Raw genomic sequence first — 2,235 nt, 5'->3', positions numbered from 1 at the left:
CCTCGCCCTCGCCCTCGCCCTCGCCCTCGCCCTCGCCCTCGCCCTCGCCCTCGCCCTCGCCCTCGCCCTCGCCCTCGCCCTCGCCCTCGCCGGGAATTGTCCGCCGCCGGGCCTCTCTCCTCGCCCGGCCGATGTCCGGCTCGCCGCTTTTCGCCCAGCTGCTCTTCGCCCTCGCCGTGCTGTCCGTCCCCGCCGGTCTCTGCCCCGCCACGCTGGCCGCCCTGCCGCACCGTCCACCCCGCCGCGCTGTCCACCCCGCCACGCTGTCCACCCCGCCGCACTGTCGCCCTCGCTGCCTGGAATCGACTGGTGTGCATGGCGGGGTTCGGGGTAGTCATGAAAGGTAAGGCGAACGGGGGTTGACTGGTGACCATTGTCACGTTCGGCGGCCCGTTTGCGATGTTCCCGTAACACTTCAGGAGGCCATGTCGTAGCCGATCACTACAGTAAGCGGATCGCCAGGTAACCCAAGGTTCCGTAAATTACGAGTGAATCCGGTCGAGTGACCGACATCGCACCACCCGCAGAAGCGTCAAAGAACCATAAAGTGGACCAAGGTCCACTCGGACGCCGTCTCGGTTTGCGGGGTGGGGTGAGTGGCCGGTTACGCTCATAGCGTTAACACCGTCGACACCGGCGGTGCGGACAGACTTTTTGGCGGTCGTCGGGGATCCCGGCGGAGGAATCCAGCGGCCGCCCCTTTCGTTATACCAACGAGAGCAGCACCACGAGCGAGGGGAAAGCCGATCATGGGCGAACGCATGCTGCGCGGCAGCCGTCTTGGCGCAGTCAGCTACGAGTCCGACCGTAACACCGAGCTGGCGCCCCGGCAGACCCGCGAGTTCCTGTGCGCGAAGGGTCACCAGTTCGAGGTGCCGTTCGCCGTCGACGCCGAGGTGCCGACCACCTGGGAGTGCAAGTTCGACGGCAGCGTCGCCCGCCTGGTCGATGGCAGCGAGCCGGAGCAGAAGAAGGCGAAGCCGCCGCGCACCCACTGGGACATGCTGCTCGAGCGGCGTTCCATCGCCGAACTCGAGGACATTCTCAACGAGCGGCTCCAGGAGGTCCGAACCCGCCGAGGCCGCTGAGAACGAACAGCCGAGAGGCCGCCCCCGCACACCAGCGGGAGGCGGCCTCTCGCCGTTCCCAACACAACTCACCACCCAGAAACCTAGGACCAGGCACGCTGACCGAGTACTAGGAGCAGACTCGCTCACGGGCCTCGGCTCGGGCTCGCTCGTCGCTCAGGAACCTAGGACCAGGCTCGCCACCCAGGGATCTAACTCGCCGTGCGGGATCTAACTCGCCGTGCGGGATCTATCGCGCCGTGCGGGGATCTAACTCGCCATGCGGGGATCTAACTCGCTGTTCACGGGCTTCGGGACGCGATGATCACGCGGTTGCCGTCCGGGTCGATGACCACGGCCATCCGTTCGCCCCAGGTCTGATCGGTGGGTTCCTGGATCACCGGGACGCCGGCGTCGCGGAGGCGGGCGATCCCGGCATCACAGTCCTCGGCATAGACCCACAAGGTGACCCGGTCGTTGACGAGGTCACCGGGCTCGTCCTGCAGCCCGATCCCGAGGTGTGAGCCGCCCAGGCGCACCCCGACGTAGGCGGCGTCCCCCTCCGCCTCCCCCTCCCCCTCCGCTGGAAACCGGAAGACGACCTCACCCCCGAGCAGATCCCGGTAGAAACCCAGCGCCCGCCCGAGATCCGGAGTGGTCAGAATCGGAAACATCTCATCGAACACAAGCCGATTCTCCCGCCGACCCCGGACACAAGACCCCATCGCGGAATCACCGAACGGGTGATACCAGCTTCGGCGCTCGCCACGAAGCCAGCCTCGGCGCTCGCCAAGAAGCCAGCTTCGGCGCTCGCCACGGAGCCAGCTTCGGCGCTCGCCACGTCGCCCAGCCGCCCCGGCGGACCACCCGGCGCACGCGGCTCAGTGCCGGGTGGTCCGCATGGCACTGCGCCGCTGACGGCGGCGAATCCGGCGGCGCAAGGTTGCCACCCGGACCGGGCCATGGAGAACCAGGCCGCCCGGACCTTGGGGCAAGGGGGAGTTGAGCCGTCGCGGCCTGCGGCCCGGCCTCGTCGGCAGCCAAGAAACAGGCAGAAACGCTGATCCAGGCCAGAGAGGTAACCCGCCCGGACCGGGGCCGCGACCACCGAGGTGAACGCGATGGCCGAGGTGAACGCGATGGCCGGGATGGCCAGGCTGGGCTCGAT

General features: G+C 68.3%; 3 protein-coding genes and 1 pseudogene. 1 reads left to right on the top strand and 3 read right to left on the bottom strand.

All coding sequences use genetic code 11. The annotated features are described in order from the left end of the window. A partial coding sequence (locus Aco03nite_RS04545) for a hypothetical protein (RefSeq protein WP_203793316.1) occupies positions 1 to 211 on the bottom strand: 211 nt, incomplete at its 3' end. A 538-nt stretch (positions 212 to 749) separates the two neighbouring features. Between Aco03nite_RS04545 and Aco03nite_RS04540 the strand changes: the two genes are divergently transcribed. Then, the gene (locus tag Aco03nite_RS04540; RefSeq protein ID WP_045741810.1) at positions 750 to 1,088 is read left to right on the top strand and encodes an RNA polymerase-binding protein RbpA; all 339 of its coding nucleotides are present in this window, start codon (positions 750 to 752) and stop codon (positions 1,086 to 1,088) included. A gap of 281 nt (positions 1,089 to 1,369) precedes the next feature. On the opposite strand, the gene Aco03nite_RS04535 is transcribed toward Aco03nite_RS04540, so the two are convergent. Then, entirely contained in the window at positions 1,370 to 1,741 is a 372-nt protein-coding gene (locus Aco03nite_RS04535) for a VOC family protein (protein ID WP_239144906.1), read from the bottom strand. Continuing rightward, positions 1,726 to 2,235 (bottom strand): annotated as a pseudogene (locus Aco03nite_RS04530) (hypothetical protein); the annotation flags it as partial. The pseudogene Aco03nite_RS04530 and the gene Aco03nite_RS04535, both read right to left, overlap by 16 nt.

The sequence above is a fragment of the Actinoplanes couchii genome (genome assembly GCF_016862075.1).
Taxonomy (GTDB): domain Bacteria; phylum Actinomycetota; class Actinomycetes; order Mycobacteriales; family Micromonosporaceae; genus Actinoplanes; species Actinoplanes couchii.
This window is presented reverse-complemented; position numbering and strand designations above follow the sequence as displayed.

Bases quoted from the DNA above. Each gene is read 5' to 3' on its own strand.
- Aco03nite_RS04540 (WP_045741810.1), top strand. From the start codon at position 750: ATGGGCGAACGCATGCTGCGCGGCAGCCGTCTTGGCGCAGTCAGCTAC.
- Aco03nite_RS04535 (WP_239144906.1), bottom strand. From the start codon at position 1,741: ATGTTTCCGATTCTGACCACTCCGGATCTCGGGCGGGCGCTGGGTTTC.